The organism is Roseovarius sp. A46 (assembly GCF_004126395.1).
Classification (GTDB): Bacteria; Pseudomonadota; Alphaproteobacteria; order Rhodobacterales; family Rhodobacteraceae; genus Roseovarius; species Roseovarius nitratireducens.
In genome coordinates, this window is sequence record NZ_PVWS01000035.1 from 15,384 (window position 1) to 29,529 (window position 14,146).

The 14,146-nt window shown below is 64.3% G+C and carries 14 protein-coding genes; 4 read left to right on the top strand and 10 right to left on the bottom strand.

The features are described from left to right. Positions 1 to 3 precede the first annotated feature (3 nt). The 6 genes from rfbC to C6W92_RS15145 form a co-directional block, all read right to left on the bottom strand. A complete protein-coding gene (gene rfbC / locus C6W92_RS15120) occupies positions 4 to 567 on the bottom strand; it encodes a dTDP-4-dehydrorhamnose 3,5-epimerase (RefSeq protein ID WP_129434633.1) in 564 nt (187 codons plus the stop codon). Positions 568 to 719: 152 nt separating this feature from the next. Continuing rightward, entirely contained in the window at positions 720 to 1,499 is a 780-nt protein-coding gene (locus C6W92_RS15125; protein ID WP_129434635.1) for a succinate dehydrogenase iron-sulfur subunit, read from the bottom strand. 11 nt (positions 1,500 to 1,510) lie between these two features. Then, complete coding sequence (gene sdhA / locus C6W92_RS15130; RefSeq protein ID WP_129434637.1) at positions 1,511 to 3,313, bottom strand: succinate dehydrogenase flavoprotein subunit; 1,803 nt, start codon at positions 3,311 to 3,313, stop codon at positions 1,511 to 1,513. A gap of 12 nt (positions 3,314 to 3,325) precedes the next feature. Next, complete coding sequence (sdhD, locus tag C6W92_RS15135; protein WP_129434639.1) at positions 3,326 to 3,697, bottom strand: succinate dehydrogenase, hydrophobic membrane anchor protein; 372 nt, start codon at positions 3,695 to 3,697, stop codon at positions 3,326 to 3,328. 10 nt (positions 3,698 to 3,707) lie between these two features. Then, entirely contained in the window at positions 3,708 to 4,091 is a 384-nt protein-coding gene (gene sdhC, locus C6W92_RS15140) for a succinate dehydrogenase, cytochrome b556 subunit (RefSeq protein ID WP_129434641.1), read from the bottom strand. A gap of 281 nt (positions 4,092 to 4,372) precedes the next feature. Further along, entirely contained in the window at positions 4,373 to 4,618 is a 246-nt protein-coding gene (locus C6W92_RS15145) for an accessory factor UbiK family protein (RefSeq protein ID WP_104017978.1), read from the bottom strand. A 98-nt stretch (positions 4,619 to 4,716) separates the two neighbouring features. Here C6W92_RS15145 and lgt point away from each other — a divergent pair, with 98 nt between their 5' ends. From lgt to pgeF, 3 genes are read left to right on the top strand one after another with little or no spacing between them, the layout of a single operon-like run. After that, positions 4,717 to 5,616 (top strand): prolipoprotein diacylglyceryl transferase, encoded by a 900-nt coding sequence (gene lgt / locus C6W92_RS15150; RefSeq protein ID WP_129434643.1) that lies wholly within the window; start codon positions 4,717 to 4,719, stop codon positions 5,614 to 5,616. Beyond that, positions 5,613 to 6,677, top strand: a complete 1,065-nt coding sequence (locus C6W92_RS15155; protein WP_129434645.1) for an SAM-dependent methyltransferase — start codon at positions 5,613 to 5,615, stop codon at positions 6,675 to 6,677. The genes lgt and C6W92_RS15155 overlap by 4 nt, the downstream gene beginning before the upstream one ends. Beyond that, a complete protein-coding gene (gene pgeF, locus C6W92_RS15160) occupies positions 6,674 to 7,429 on the top strand; it encodes a peptidoglycan editing factor PgeF (RefSeq protein WP_129434647.1) in 756 nt (251 codons plus the stop codon). Before C6W92_RS15155 ends, pgeF begins: the two co-directional genes overlap by 4 nt. Before the next feature lie 205 nt (positions 7,430 to 7,634). Here pgeF and proX read toward each other — a convergent pair whose 3' ends face one another. The 4 genes from proX to C6W92_RS15180 all read right to left on the bottom strand — a co-directional run bounded on the left by proX (position 7,635) and on the right by C6W92_RS15180 (position 11,658). Next, a complete protein-coding gene (proX, locus tag C6W92_RS15165; RefSeq protein ID WP_129434649.1) occupies positions 7,635 to 8,690 on the bottom strand; it encodes a glycine betaine/L-proline ABC transporter substrate-binding protein ProX in 1,056 nt (351 codons plus the stop codon). A gap of 133 nt (positions 8,691 to 8,823) precedes the next feature. Further along, positions 8,824 to 9,741 carry a proline/glycine betaine ABC transporter permease gene (locus tag C6W92_RS15170; RefSeq protein ID WP_129434651.1) on the bottom strand — a complete coding sequence of 306 codons (918 nt, stop codon included), beginning with the start codon at positions 9,739 to 9,741 and terminating at the stop codon, positions 8,824 to 8,826. A gap of 14 nt (positions 9,742 to 9,755) precedes the next feature. Next, positions 9,756 to 11,003: a glycine betaine/L-proline ABC transporter ATP-binding protein gene (locus C6W92_RS15175; protein WP_129434654.1), complete on the bottom strand. Its 1,248-nt coding sequence runs from the start codon at positions 11,001 to 11,003 to the stop codon at positions 9,756 to 9,758. Between the two features lie 169 nt (positions 11,004 to 11,172). Then, entirely contained in the window at positions 11,173 to 11,658 is a 486-nt protein-coding gene (locus C6W92_RS15180) for an NAD(P)H-dependent oxidoreductase (RefSeq protein ID WP_129434656.1), read from the bottom strand. 386 nt (positions 11,659 to 12,044) lie between these two features. On the opposite strand from C6W92_RS15180, the gene parE reads away from it, so the two are divergent. Further along, complete coding sequence (gene parE / locus C6W92_RS15190; protein ID WP_104017974.1) at positions 12,045 to 14,000, top strand: DNA topoisomerase IV subunit B; 1,956 nt, start codon at positions 12,045 to 12,047, stop codon at positions 13,998 to 14,000. Positions 14,001 to 14,146 lie beyond the last annotated feature (146 nt).

Sequence of the window (14,146 nt, forward strand, 5' to 3'; positions counted from 1 at the left end):
GGTTTATCCCTTCCACTCGAACGGCGAGTCGAATTCGGTGAAGGCGGGGGCGGCGACGTCCTTGTCCGACAGGATCGGGGCCACGTCACCCAAGTCCCAGTCGATCCCGATATCGGGATCGTCGAAGCGCACCGCGCCGTCGCACTCGGGCGCGTAGTAATCGCTGCACTTGTAGATGATCTCGGTCTCCGGCTCGCGGGTCACGAAGCCGTGCAGGAAGCCTTCGGGGATCAGCATCTGCCGCCCGTTCTCGAAGCTCAGCTCCGCCCCGAACCATTGCCCGAACGTGGGGCTGCCGCGGCGGATGTCCACCGCCACGTCGAAAAGTCGCCCGCGCCCGCAGCGCACCAGCTTGGCCTGCGCGTGGGGCGGGGATTGGTAATGCAAGCCCCGCACGGTGCCCACCTCTGCCGAGAGCGAATGGTTGTCCTGCACGAAATCGATATCAAGGCCCGCCTCGGCCATGCGCCTGTGGCTCCAAGATTCTGAAAAGAAGCCGCGGCTGTCGCCGAACCGCACGGGCGTGAGCACCAGAACGCCATCAAGCGGGGTCCGTTCGATCTTCATGCAGGGTCCATCACGCCATTCATCAATGCGCATAGCATTTCAGAAATGCCGACAAGCGACAATCGTGACGATGCGCGGCCACGATACAAGAAGACCCCGGAGCGCGTGTTCCGGGGTCTTCTTGTCCGCCTGTCCCGCCTGCCGGGCTCCATTCACACGTGCCGGTCGACCATCATCTTCTTGATCTCTGCAATCGCCTTGGCGGGGTTGAGGCCCTTGGGGCAGGTCTTGGTGCAGTTCATGATCGTGTGGCAGCGGTAGAGCTTGAACGGGTCTTCCAGGTCATCCAGCCGCTCGCCGGTGGCCTCGTCGCGGCTGTCGATGATCCAGCGATAAGCGTGCAGCAGCGCGGCGGGTCCAAGATACTTGTCGCCATTCCACCAGTAGGACGGGCAGGAGGTCGAGCAGCAGGCGCACATCACGCATTCGTATAGCCCGTCGAGCTTTTCGCGATCTTCAATCGACTGCTTCCACTCCTTCGCGGGCCGATTGGTCTTGGTCTCCAGCCACGGCATGATGCTCTCGTGCTGAGCGTAGAAATGCGTGAGGTCGGGGATCAGATCCTTGACCACCGGCATATGCGGTAGGGGATAGATCTTCACGTCGCCCTTGATCTCGTCCATGCCGTAGATGCAGGCCAGCGTGTTGATCCCGTCGATATTCATCGCGCACGACCCACAAATCCCCTCGCGGCAGGAGCGGCGAAAGGTCAGCGTCGGGTCGATCTTATTCTTGATGTAGATGAGTGCATCCAGAACCATCGGCCCGCAATCGTCGAGATCGACGAAATAGGTGTCCACCCGCGGGTTCTGCCCGTCATCGGGGTTCCAGCGGTAGATCGTGAACTTGCGTGCATTGCTCGCGCCCTCGGGCTTGGGCCACGTCTTGCCGGTGGTGATCTTGGAATTCTTGGGCAGGGTGAATTGAACCATGATCCGTCTCCTTAGAACGTGCGCTCTTTGGGCGCGATCTTCTTGAGGCTGATGCCGCCGGCGTCCTCGGGGGTGATCGGATCCTCGATGATCGGGCGATAGCTGAGGTCCACATCCGTCTCGCCGATCCGCGCGATCGTGTGCACGCGCCATTTCTTGTCGTCGCGCTTGGGGTGATCCTCATGCGCGTGGGCGCCACGGCTCTCGTGCCGGGCCTCGGCGCCGAAGATCGTGGAGAGCGCGCAGGGCATGAGGTTGGTCAGCTCCAGCGTCTCCATCAGGTCGGAGTTCCAGACAAGCGACCGGTCGGTGACCTTGAGATCGGCCACCTTGGCGGCCACGCCCTTCATCTTCTCAACCCCAGCGGCCAGCGTCTCGGAGGTGCGGAAGACGGCGGCGTCGGCCTGCATGGTGCGCTGCATCTCCAGCCGCAGATCGGCGGTCGGCACCGCGCCGTCGGCATGGCGCAGTTTGTCGAAACGGTCGAGCGCGCGGTCGACCTCGGCCTTGTTGGTCGCCGGCACGGCGCTTTCGGCGTCCACCACCTTGCCTGCGCGGATGGCGGCGGCGCGACCGAACACCACGAGGTCAATCAGAGAGTTGGAGCCCAGGCGGTTCGCGCCATGCACGCTTGCGCAGGCGGCCTCGCCCACGGCCATCAGGCCGGGGACCACGGCATGCGGGTCGTCCTTGGTCGGGTTGATCACCTCGCCCCAGTAATTCGCTGGGATGCCGCCCATGTTGTAGTGCACGGTGGGCAGCACCGGGATCGGCTCCTTGGTGACGTCCACGCCGGCAAAGATGCGCGCGCTCTCGGAAATACCGGGCAGGCGCAGGTGCAGTGCCTCGGGCGGCAGATGGCTGAGATTGAGGTGGATGTGATCGCCTCCCGACCCGACACCGCGCCCCTCGCGGATTTCCATCGTCATACAGCGGCTGACATAGTCGCGCGGGGCCAGATCCTTGTAGTTGGGCGCATAGCGTTCCATGAACCGCTCGCCCTCGGAATTGGTGAGGTATCCGCCCTCACCGCGTGCGCCCTCGGTGATCAGGCAGCCCGCGCCGAAAATGCCGGTCGGGTGGAACTGCACGAATTCCATATCCTGAAGCGGCAGACCCGCGCGCGCCACCATGCCGTTGCCGTCGCCGGTGCAGGTATGGGCAGAGGTGGCCGAGAAATAGGCGCGGCCATAACCGCCGGTGGCCAGCACGACCGTCTTGGCGTTGAAGACGTGGATCGTGCCGTCATCGAGCTTCCAGCACACCACGCCGGTGCAGGCGCCATCGGTCATGATCAGGTCGATGGCGAAATACTCGATGTAGAACTCGGCCTTTTCCTTGAGGCTCTGACCGTAGAGCGTGTGCAGGATCGCGTGCCCGGTCCGGTCGGCGGCGGCGCAGGTGCGTTGCACCGGGGGGCCCTCACCGAACTCGGTGGTGTGGCCGCCGAAGGGACGCTGATAGATCTTGCCCTCCTCGGTGCGGGAAAACGGCACGCCGTAATGCTCCAGCTCATAGACCGCCTTGGGGGCCTCGCGCGCGAGATATTCCATCGCGTCGGTATCGCCCAGCCAGTCCGATCCCTTGACGGTGTCGTACATGTGCCACTGCCAGCTATCCGGACCCATGTTGCCCAGGCTCGCGGCGATGCCACCTTGTGCGGCCACGGTGTGCGAGCGGGTTGGAAAGACCTTGGTCACGCAGGCGGTGCGCAGCCCCTGTTCGGCCATGCCGAGTGTGGCACGCAGCCCGGCGCCGCCGGCGCCCACAACTACCACGTCGTAATCATGCGTCTCGTATTCGTATGCGGCCATAATGTCAGTTCCTCACAGCGCGATCTTGGCAAGGGCGAAGAGCCCGGTGGCGATCAGCCCGTAACTCAGGATGGTGGTAAAGATGATTAGCGCGCGGCGGGTGCTGCCGTGGGTGTAATCCTCGATCATGGTCTGTGCCCCGCCCGCGAAATGGCGCAGCCCGAAGAAGATCACGAGGCCGGTCAGGAGGGCCATCGCGGGGTGCGCGAAGGTGGCGAGCACCTCCTCGCGGGTGCCGCCTACGGCACGCCCGAACGCGACGAGGAAGACGGGGATGATGAGCGCGAGGCCCACGCCGCTCATCTTCATGTACCAGAAATGTTCGGTTCCGGTGCCGGACGCGCCCTTGCCTTCGGCGCGTTTGCGTGCGGTGAGATAGCGCATGTTTCCCTCCTCAGACCAGAAGCAACGTGATGACGGTGAGCACGACCGAGCCGATGACGCAGGCCCAGCCGAGGCGTTCCGCCGTTTCGATCTCGAGCCCCTTGCCCGCGTCGAAATAGAGATGCCGCAGCCCGGCAAGGTAGTGATACCACACCGCCCAGAGCGACAGCGTCAGCACAAGGTCACCGAACCACGAGGTCAGTACCGCGTCGGCGGTGGCGAAATAACTCTCGGAGGTTGCGGCGGCGAGGAGCCACCAGACGATCAGCGCCGCCGCCACGATCAGTGCGTTGCCGGTGATCCGCGTGAGGATCGAACTGATCGAGGTCATTTGTGGACGGTAGATTTGCAAGTGAGGGGAAAGCGGGCGTTCAACCTCTGTGGACTCGGCCATGGGGGACCTCCTTGATGTTCGGCGGCGGCACGGGGCCTGCTCTGGCTGTTCCCGTTTTGCAGGGTTTTGCCGCCGCTGTCACCTGTTACAAAGAGGAATTAGCCCGATACGGTCGATTCGCCGCAAAAAATAGCTGTTTGTGATCACGTAAAATCCCGTGTGATCACAATGGCCCGTGCATCGCGCAGCGACTCATTGCCTGGGCAAGCCATTGGAATCGCCGTATCGCCCACGGGCAACGTCGCAAGCGGCGCGCACTTGTGATCACAAAGGCGTCGTTGTTAAGCGTCGCGCTTTTCCAGCGCCTCGATGCGCGCCTTGAGCGCCTCGTTCTCCTCGCGCGCCTTCTGTGCCATCGCGCGCACCGCGTCGAATTCCTCGCGGGTGACGAAGTCGCGCTCGGCCAGCCACCGGTCGATCAGCGACTTCATCGCCGTCTCGGCCTCGGTCCGCGCGCCTTGCGCCACGCCCATCGCGTTGGTCATCAACTGGCTCAGATCGTCGAGCACCTTGTTTCGCGTCTGCATCGCTTGCCTCCGGCGTTTTCACTCCCCCGTGTATATGGCTCCCATACCCCCGATCACAAGGTTGACTTTCCCCGCGTGCGAGAGGCACAGAGACGCATATGCAGGCCGCGATACCATTCCCCGAGATCAGCCCCGAGATCGTGTCGATCACGCTCTTCGGCATGGAATTTGCACTGCGCTGGTATGCGCTGGCCTATATCGCGGGCATCGTCATCGGCTGGCGGATCGTGGTGGCATCGACGCGCCGACCGGTGCTGTGGCCCGGTGACTGCGCGCCGATGGAGCCAAAGGATGTAGAGGACCTGCTCACCTGGGTGATCCTGGGCGTGATCCTGGGCGGGCGGCTTGGATACGTGCTGTTCTATCAGCCGGGGTATTACCTCGCGAATCCTGCCCAGATATTGCAGGTCTGGCAGGGGGGCATGGCGTTTCACGGCGGGCTTTTGGGTGTCGTTCTCGCGGTGGTGCTGTTCTCGCGCTCGCGTGGTATCAACTGGGTGTCGGTGGCGGATGCGCTGTGCATGGTGACACCGGTGGGCCTCCTGCTGGGCCGGATCGCGAATTTCATCAATGCCGAGTTGTGGGGGCGGGCCACCGACCTGCCCTGGGGCGTGATCTTCCCCGGTGCGGCGGCGCAGGATTGCGCGGGCGTCGTGGGGCTTTGTGCGCGCCACCCCTCGCAACTTTACGAGGCGGCGCTCGAGGGGCTGATCCTCGGGGCGGTGCTGCTGTGGTTGGGCTGGCGCCGGGCTGCGCTGCGCCTGCCCGGCACGCTCACGGGCGTGTTCTTTGCGGGCTACGGGGCCGCGCGCTTTCTCGTCGAGTTCGTGCGCCAGCCGGACGCGCAATTCGTCTCGCCCGGCAATCCGCTGGGGCTGGCCTTTCACGTGGATGGCTACGGGCTGACGATGGGGCAGGCGTTGTCACTTCCGATGGTCGCCTTCGGCATCGGCATGGTGCTTTGGGCGCGGCGTCGCGGGCGGACACGACCAACATGACGCCGCTTGCCGCGCAGCTTGCCACGCAGATCGCGGCCACCGGGCCGATGAGCCTCGGCGATTACATGGCCGCCTGCCTGATGCATCCCGAGCACGGCTATTACGCCAGTCGCGATCCGTTCGGTGCGGGGGGTGATTTCGTCACCGCGCCGGAAATCAGCCAGATGTTCGGCGAGTTGGTGGGTCTCTGCCTCGCGCAATGCTGGCTGGACCAGGGCGCGCCCGCCCCCTTCGTGCTGGCAGAGCTTGGCCCCGGTCGCGGCACGCTGATGGCGGACCTGCTGCGCGCCACCCGGGCCGTGCCCGGCTTTCACGATGCGCTGCGCCTCCACCTTGTCGAGACCTCGCCTGTCCTGCGCACGGCGCAGGCGGCGACCCTCGGGCGTGGCGATGTGGCCTGGTGCGACAGGGTTGAGGATCTGCCGGACATGCCCCTCTATCTCGTCGCCAACGAATTCTTCGACGCCCTGCCGATCCGGCAGTTTCAGCGGTCCGGCACCGGCTGGCGCGAGAGGGTGGTCGGGCTGGAGGGAGACGGCCTTTCGCTCGGCATCGGGCCCGAGGCTCCGCGCCCGGAACTCGATCATCGCCTCGGGGACACGTCCGAGGGCGATATTGTCGAGACCTGCGCGCCCGGCACCGTCATCGCCGCGGAGATCGGCACGCGGATCGCGGACAGGGGCGGCGCGGCGCTGATCGTGGATTACGGCGACTGGCATGCGCTGGGCGACACGTTTCAGGCGGTGGCGGGCCATGCGCACACCGATCCTCTCGCCGCCCCCGGCATGGCCGATCTTACCGCGCATGTGGATTTCGAGGCGCTGGCGCTTGCCGCCACCCCCGCCGCGTACTCTCGCCTCTGCCCGCAGGGCACGTTCCTCGCGCGCCTCGGCATCGGCGCGCGGGCCGAGGCGCTGGCACAGGGGCTTTCGGGCGGGGCGCTCGACAGCCACATGGCCGCATTTCGCCGCTTGACCGGCGCGGATGAAATGGGGACGCTCTTCAAGGTGCTGAGCCTCATGCCGCCCGGCGCGGCGCCGCCACCCGGACTGGACCCATGACACTGGAAATCATCACCGCCGACGCACTCGCCCCCCTGCATCACGGGTTCTTTACCCGGCGGGGCGGGGCGTCCTCGGGGATATTCTCGGGCCTCAACTGTGGCCCCGGCTCGTCGGACCAAAGCGAGATCGTCACCATCAACCGCACCCGCGTGGCCGACGCCATGCAGGTCCCGCAGGACCATCTCGTGACCGTTCACCAGGTGCATTCCGCCGACGTTGTGAGCGTCGCTGCCCCGCTCGGCCTGCGCCCGCGCGCCGATGCCATCGTCACCGCCACCCCCGGCCTCGCGCTTGCCGTCCTGACCGCCGATTGCCAGCCCGTGCTGTTCGCCGACGCCGAGGCAGGCGTGATCGGGGCCGCCCATGCGGGCTGGCGGGGGGCGCGCGACGGCGTGCTGGAGGCGACCCTCGACGCGATGGAGGCGCTGGGCGCGGAGCGGGGCCGCATCGCCGCGGTCATCGGCCCATCGATCAGCCAGCGCAATTACGAGGTCGGCCCGGACCTGCTCGAGGATTTCATGGCCGACGATCCCGAGAGCGCACGGTTCTTCGCCAATGGCGCGGGCGACCGCTATCTCTTCGACCTGCCGGGCTACGGGCTCTGGCGCTTGCGCCGGGCCGGGGCAGGGCACGCGGAATGGACCCGCCATTGCACCTACGCCGACCCGGATCGCTTCTACTCCTACCGCCGCGCCACCCACGCGGGCGAGGCAGATTACGGGCGGCTCATTTCGGCGATCCGGCTGTGAGCGCCCGGACGCTTTTCGCGAACACGACCGGCACATTAATGGTCCGTGTGCGGACGCCCCGTTTTTGCGCGGCAACGCGGTGAAACGGTCCGACGCATAGCCGACTACATTGATTCGAAGCCTGCCCGCGCGCCTTTGGTGGCGCACGGGCAGGGGGATTGCGTGTCGCGCTTGGCGTGTGACTTACGTCAACGGCGCGACCGGCTTACATCTGCGCGGCTTGGCGTGCGGCTTTCAGCCAGCCATCGACCGTGTCGCGGTTTTCCTCGATCCAAGCCGAAGCCTGCTGTTCGAGGTCTTCCGGGCTGTCGGCGCCTTTGTTCATCTTCGCGTTCTGCTCGAAGATGTCCTCGATCGGAATACGCGCCTCCTTCAGCAGCGTCTCGGCGGCCGGGTTGTTGTCGAGAAACTCGGAGTTGGCCACGGGCCGGATGTCGTTTGCCGGCCAGCCGAGATCACAGGGCGCTTCGCCCCGGCAGCCTTCGAGTTTGGCCACGGTCGTCTCGTCGGCGAGATTGGCCTGGCTTTCGGGCAGCTTGGTTTCCTTCATCTGCAGCCAGACGACGTCTTTGCCCGGCGTCAGTTCACCCACGGTCCAGTTCGGCGTCCAGGTGTAGAAGAAAATCGGTTGATCGTTTTGGTAACGGCCCAGTGCATCGGCCATCGAGGCAGAGTAGCCCGCCTTGATCGCGTTGAAGTCATCGTCCCAGTCGTAAGCCTCGAAATGGTGCGAAATCACCTTTTCGCAGCCCCAGCCCGGCGGGCATGCGACGAGGTCGGCCTTGCCGTCGCCATTGGCGTCGAAGAGCTGTTGAACCTCGTCCTTGGTCAGGTCCGAGACATACGTGATGTCGTGCTCTTCAGCCGTCTTCTTGTCGATCAGATAGCCCTGAAGCGCGCCGCCCTTGGCGACGTACCCCACTTTTTCGGCACCGCCGCTGAACGCGTCCTCATAGGAATTGTGCAGCGGGAACCAGCCGTTCACCCACAGGTCCACATCGCCGCTCTGCGCGACGGTCTGGTAAAACGGCGGATTGTCCAGCGTGGTGATGCGGGAAACCTCGTATCCCAGCTCCTGGAGCATCTGGCTGTAGACCTCGGCCTGCCACCAGCCGGTGTCCCAGCTTGCGCGCGCCATGTCGATGGTGATGCCCTCGCCGGGCATCTCATGGCTTGCGGCCATGGCGGTGTGCGGCAGCGCCATCATCGCGGTCAGCGCCGCGCCAGTTGTGGTTTTCAGGATCGCCTTCTTGTCAAACATGATGAAAGTCCTCCTTCTCTCGGTATTGGCCGTCCGAGGCCCTGTGTCCGGCGCCCCGGCTGGCACGTCTCGCGACCAGTCCGGCAGCGTGTGGTCGTGAGACGGTTTTTTTACTTAGGGCACGCCGATTTGCTCACGTGGGTGAGGTTGCCGGTGCCCTCTTGCTGAAGAACGATTTCAGCGTCTCCAGCAATCCCGGTGTTCTTGTCGTATTCTCGGACCCGAGCGCCTGCGTGATCCGGTCGAGGATCATGGCAAGCAGCACGATGCCCAGCCCGCCTTCGGTCGCGGCACCAACGTCGAGCCGGCCCAGCCCGGTATAGACGGTCAGACCAAGACCGCCGGCGCCGATGAGCGCCGCGATCACCGCCATCGAAAGTGCCAGCATCAGCGTCTGGTTGAGCCCGGCCATGATCGTGCGCAACGCCAGTGGCAACTGCACCTCCCACAGCACCTGCCGTGGCGAAGAGCCGAACGAGTATGCCGCCTCGATCAGGTCTTCGGGCACCGAGCGGATACCGAGATTGGTCAGGCGGATGATCGGCGGCAGGGCAAAGATGATGGTGGCGATGATGCCGGGCGTCATCCCGACCCCGAACAGCATCACGATCGGCACCAGGTACACGAAGGGTGGAATCGTCTGCATGATGTCGAGCACGGGGCGCAGGCCCTTCTCGAACCGGTCGCTGCGCGCGGCGGCAATGCCGAGCGGTACGCCGACGATGGCGCAGAAAAGCACGGCGGTGAGGATCATCGCCAAGGTTGTCATCGTCTGTGTCCAGACGCCGATGAGATCGACCACCACGAGGCTGACAAGGGTGAACACCGCAAGGCCGCGGCTCGCGACCGCCCATGCCACGAGCGCCAGCGCGATGGTGAAGGCCACCATCGGGATCGCCTGCAACGTTGCGTCCAGCCACTCGAGCACGAAGCTAATGGGCGCCTGCACTGCCTGGAAGAACCCACGGAAATTGGGAACCAGCCAGCCCTTGATGGCGGTTTCGACCCAGGCATCCAGCGGGAGATTGAATAGATCGGATGGTTGCCACATGTGTTTGCCTCCGGTCAGGCCGAAAGCGCGGGCGCGTCTTGCGCGGAGGTCTCCTCCGCGGGCGCATCTCCGCCCTGCGACCCGGTTGTTTCATTCGCAAGAAGATTGAACACAGCTTCTGGCCGCACCACGCCGACGAGGTTGCCATCGGTATCGGTGATGGCAACCGGCATGCCGGAACTACAGGCGGCATAAAGCGTATTCAGCCTTGTATCTGGTTCCGCGGTTGGAACGTTGCGGTGCAGCGCGTTCTCGAGCGCTGTCTCGCCGCGCTGTTCCGCCTCCGCGATGCTTTGACGGGTGACCGCACCTGCGAGCGTGTCGCCCTCCAGAACCGGCAGGCTGTCGCGCCTCAGCTCGTCGAGACGGCGACGCGCGGTGGCAAGGTCATGCGAACCGATTTCCAGCGGTTCGGGCGTCTCCATCACGCGTCGCGCGGAAAAGACCTTTGCCCGGTCAATATCCTGTGTGAAGGCCGCCACATAGTCATCAGCGGGATTGCCGACAATCTCTTCCGCAGTGCCCACCTGCACGAAGCGACCTTCCTTCATGATGGCGATGCGGTCACCGAGGGTCAGCGCCTCGTCGAGGTCGTGGGTGATGAAGACAATGGTCTTCTTTAACTCGCGCTGCAATTCGAGCAGTTCGTTCTGCATGTCGCGGCGGATGAGCGGATCGAGCGCGGAAAAAGGCTCGTCCATGAGCAGGATCTCCGGATCGACGGCCAGGCCGCGCGCCAGCCCCACGCGCTGCTGCATGCCGCCCGAAAGTGCCGAGGGCCGTCGATCCGCCCAGGCCGAGAGCCCGACTTTGTCGAGGGCGGCGAGCGCCCTGTCGCGACGTTCCCCGGCAGGCGCGCCAGCGATCTTGAGGCCGTATTCCACGTTTTCCCGGACGGTCTTGTGGGGGAAAAGGGCAAAGTGCTGGAACACCATCGATACCTTCTCAAGCCTCACCTTGCGGAGCGTCTGGGCATCTGCGTTGTGCAGATCGGTGTCGTCGATGCGGATCGTGCCGTCGCTGGAGTCGATGAGTTTGTTCAGCATCCTTACCAACGTGGACTTGCCCGAACCGGACAAGCCCATGACGACAAAGACCTCTCCCTCCTCCACGGAGAAGTTGACGGATTGAACACCGATGGTCTGGCCGGTCTCGGAAAGAATCTCGTCTTTCGTCTTGCCGTCTCGGACCAGGTCGAGCGCTTGACCGGGATCGTCTCCAAAGACCTTCGACAGGTTTTCAGCAACGATTTTGGTGGTCAAAATTCCTCCTCTGTCAAAGAAGTGTTTTTCAGATTTGGCTCACATCTGACAGTTACATGGTTTCAAGGACGTGCCGATTCAACCGCCCCCTGCCTGATCCCATTTTGTCGAGAAACAGCAGAGATGATTTCCAGGGGTGATCAGCGCCTCCAGTCAACGCCTTCCCAGCTCAGAACATCCCCATTGCCAGGCCGGCGGCCAGCGCCTGACCGATATCGCGGCATTGTGCGAGCTCTTCGTCCGGGATGGTCTTGGGGGCAAGGATTTCCTCGGGGGTCTGGGCGTGCGTGCAGATGATCAGTGGGTCCTGAACCGGGCGTAGCCGCCAGCCCTGCGCGATGCGTGCCGTCTGGCGGGCGGCGTTTTCCCCGTCCGACCCGGCGCAGACCATCTGGGCATAGGCGCGCCCCTCGATCCGGCCCAGAACCGGGTAATAGCAGCGATCGAAGAAGTCCTTCATCACGCCGGAGAGAGCGGCCAGGTTTTCCGGGGCGCAAAAGAGATAGCCATCGGCAGCCAGAAGATCATCCGGTCCGGCCTGGTCGGCTGGTTTGAGCGATGTCTCCGTCTCGTCACGGGCCGCGTCAAAGGCCGCCTCTGCCATTTGCTGGCTGCCACCAGTGCGCGAGTGATAGACAATGAGAAGCCGTGCCATGGCAGAAACGTAACGGCGATGCAGGCCGTTGACCACACGGCATTGGCTTGCTCAGGAGCCGCGCGATGGCCTGGCCGATACCGCTACGCCCGCCGCGTCGGTATCGCCGACATCCATGTGCAGGGTGCAGGTGAGTTGGCCCTTGCGCCGCGCCGCGCTTCACATCGTTGACGCGCTCGCGGAAATGCGAATGGCGGGTGTTGAGTTCGGACCACGTGTTGAGCACGCCGCTGATGGGCTGGGCGCGGAAAACCGCGGCGAAGCGTTGCGCCAACGGCCCGTGGTGAACCACGGGTCGGTTCCTTGTGGCGCCCTCCACGGCCACTTCCCCCGCCCCGCGCGCTCTGCCATACTGCCGCCCAACCCATAAAACAAAGAGCAGCGGCATGAACGATCTTCTCTCGCCCACCCCGAAATCCGATTATGACGCCTCTTCCATCCAGGTTCTGGAGGACATGGAGCATGTCCGCCTGCGCCCGGGCATGTATATCGGCGGCAAGGACGATCGCGCGCTGCATCACATGGTGGCCGAGATCGTCGACAACTCGATGGACGAGGCGGTGGCGGGGCACGCCACCTGGATCGAGGTGGAACTGCACGAGAACGGCCATGTCAGCGTGCGCGACAACGGGCGCGGCATCCCGATTGATCCGCATCCCAAGGATCCGAGCAAGACCGCGCTGGAAATCATCTTCTGCACGCTGAACGCGGGCGGCAAGTTTTCGGGCGACAGCTACCAGACCTCGGGCGGGCTGCATGGCGTCGGCTCCTCGGTGGTCAATGCGCTGTCGGATCACCTCAGCGTCGAAGTCGCCCGCAACCGCGAGCTTTACCGCATGGAGTTTTCGCGCGGGCTGCCGCAGGGACCGCTGGAAAAGGTGGGCGCAGCGCCCAACCGGCGCGGTACTTCGGTCACCTTTCACCCGGACCCCGAGATTTTCGGCTCGCTCAGCCTGAAGCCCGCCCGGCTCTTCAAGATGGCACGCTCCAAGGCGTATCTCTTCTCGGGCGTGGAAATCCGGTGGAAGACCGCCATCGCCGATGGCGAGACGCCGCAGGAGGCGACGTTCAAATTCCCCGGCGGACTCGCCGATTACCTTGGCGAGACGTTGGCCGGCGCCACCACCTATGCCGAGCGCCCGTTTGCCGGGACGGTGGAGTTCGCCGACAAGTATGGCGTGCCGGGCAAGGTGGAATGGGCAATCAACTGGACGCCGGCGCGCGACGGCTTCATCCAATCCTATTGCAACACCGTCCCCACACCCGAGGGCGGCACCCATGAGGCCGGATTCTGGGCCGCGATCCTCAAGGGGATCAAGGCCTACGGGGAACTCGCGAACAACCGCAAGGCCGCGCAGATCACCCGCGAGGACCTGGTCTCGGGGGGCTGCGCGCTGGTCTCGTGCTTCATCCGCGAGCCGGAATTCGTCGGCCAGACCAAGGACCGGCTGGCCACGGTCGATGCGCAGCGCATGATCGAGGGCGCGGTGCGCGACCATTTCGACAACTGGCTGGCGGCTGATACGAAGTCCGCGGGCGCGATCCTCGATTTCCTCGTGCTGCGCGCCGAGGAACGGCTGCGGCGGCGACAGGAGAAGGAGACCGCACGCAAGACGGCGACCAAGAAGCTGCGCCTGCCTGGCAAGCTCGTGGATTGCACATCGAATGCACGCGACGGCACGGAACTGTTCATCGTCGAGGGCGACAGCGCGGGCGGCTCGGCCAAGATGGGGCGCGACCGCAAGACACAGGCGCTCCTGCCGCTCAGGGGAAAGATATTGAACGTGCTGGGCGCAGCAAGCTCGAAACTCGGCAGCAATCAGGAGATCAACGACCTGACGCAGGCGCTCGGCGCTGGGCTCGGTACGAAATTCAACCTCGACGACCTGCGCTATGACAAGATCATCATCATGACCGACGCCGACGTGGATGGTGCGCATATCGCCTCGCTTCTCATGACCTTCTTCTTTACCCAGATGCGTCCGATGATCGACGCGGGGCATCTCTACCTTGCCTGCCCGCCGCTCTACCGGCTGACGCAGGGGGCGAAACGGGTCTACTGCCTCGACGAGGCCGAGCGCGATGCCTGGCTGGAAAAGGGTCTCGGCGGCAAGGGCAAGATCGACGTCTCGCGCTTCAAGGGTCTGGGCGAGATGGACGCCAAGGATTTGAAGGAAACGACGATGGACCCGGCCACCCGCAAGCTCATCCGCGTCACAATAGACGAGGACGAACCGGGCCAGACCAGCGACCTCGTGGAGCGTCTGATGGGGAAGAAGCCGGAACTGCGGTTCCAGTATATCTCGGAGAATGCGCGGTTTGTGGAGGAGTTGGACGTTTGAAAGGGCGAAGTGACGCTCGTGACCTGCCACGGGATTTTTCCTCCACTTGGAACTAGAGTCCGACCCAACGAAGGGACGGACAATGAAGCGATCAAGATTTTCGGAAGAACAGATCATCGGCATTTTGACCGAGCATGAGGCTGGCG